We start from the raw sequence: 1239 nt of genomic DNA, 5'->3' as shown, positions 1-1239 counted from the left end.
ACTCAAATTGTACCGCCATGGGGTCACCATGGGCACCCCCCCCAAGAAAAACGATCACCTGAGAGCCAAACGGGGCACCGTTGAAGGCTGGTCAGAATCCGCCACCCGGCGCATGGTTCATTTCCTCCGATCAGTCGACGAACGCACCCTAGACACCACCGCTTCCGGGGAGCCTCTCCGGGGCTATGCCATCACGCTCACTGTCCGGGACTGCCCACCCACTGCCGACGACTGGAAACGGCTCAGAAACGCCTATTTCAAGCGTCTAACCCGTCTGGGGGTCTACCGGGTGCACTGGGTCACCGAATGGCAGCGAAGGGGCGTCCCACACCTTCACGGGGCTTTATGGCTCCCAATCTCCGTCCCCCGTGGGGAGTTGCTGCTTAATTGGGTTGCTGTCGCCAACGAATTCGGCGCTTCCCTCCGGGGCCAGTACTCACTGGAGATTAACGATACCGTGGGTTGGTTTAAGTATCTCAGTAAACACTCAGCGCGAGGCGTCCAGCACTACCAGCGACACCCTGAGAACATCCCCCCGTCATGGAAGAAGAAAACCGGGCGCGTCTGGGGTAAAACTGGTGACTGGGCTACCACCGACCCAGTGGAATTCGATATTTCCTCTGAGGCGTATTACAGGCTTCGCCGCATCCTCCGAAACTGGCGTATTGCCGATGCTCGCACTGCTGGCAACTCATGGCGGATAAAGTCAGCCAGGGGAATGCTGAAATCCCACAGGCGGGAATTGTCAGACGTTCGCGGGGCTTCTGAGTGGCTGGAAATGGGGCCGGCATTGCAGGTTCTGGACTATCTCAGGGCACAGGGGCACGAAATTACCTGCTAATGGCCGTAAGGCCATGACAGGCGGCACTCTGACGCTCCTAAGAACACAGACCTACCACCGCCGATACCGTGCCCCCGGCTTCCTGCTGGGGGCTCATGCCTGAAAACACGACACTAGCAGTCTGCACAATGGTTCAATCGCGCTGAACCACCTCCCAGAACAGAGAACCTATCCCGCGCCTGAACAACTGATTTTTAAGAAAGGGGGGCAGTGGGATGGGATTTGCGCGCGCGCGCGCGAGCCCTCCCGCAGACCCCCGCCTTGATTAGTAGTTACATATCTTCCCGCTACCTGATAAATTCCCCATATCGCGGACATAAAAAAGCCCGGCAGTGCTACCAACACCCCGGGCCCGGTTCGCATCCTGATAACCACTAAGCAGAGCAGAAACATGCGAA

At 58.0% G+C, this 1239-nt stretch carries 1 protein-coding gene; it reads left to right on the top strand.

The window, feature by feature from the left end; translation table 11 throughout:
- Nucleotides 1–841, top strand: an 841-nt coding sequence (locus tag A6D6_RS22035) for a rolling circle replication-associated protein (protein WP_236564213.1), incomplete at its 5' end; no start/stop codon positions are given.
- Between the last annotated feature and the right edge of the window lie 398 nt (nt 842–1239).

The organism is Alcanivorax xiamenensis (assembly GCF_009846745.1).
GTDB lineage: Bacteria > Pseudomonadota > Gammaproteobacteria > Pseudomonadales > Alcanivoracaceae > Alloalcanivorax > Alloalcanivorax xiamenensis.
Note: the sequence above shows the minus strand (reverse complement) of the source record. Positions and strands in the feature narration are given on the sequence as shown.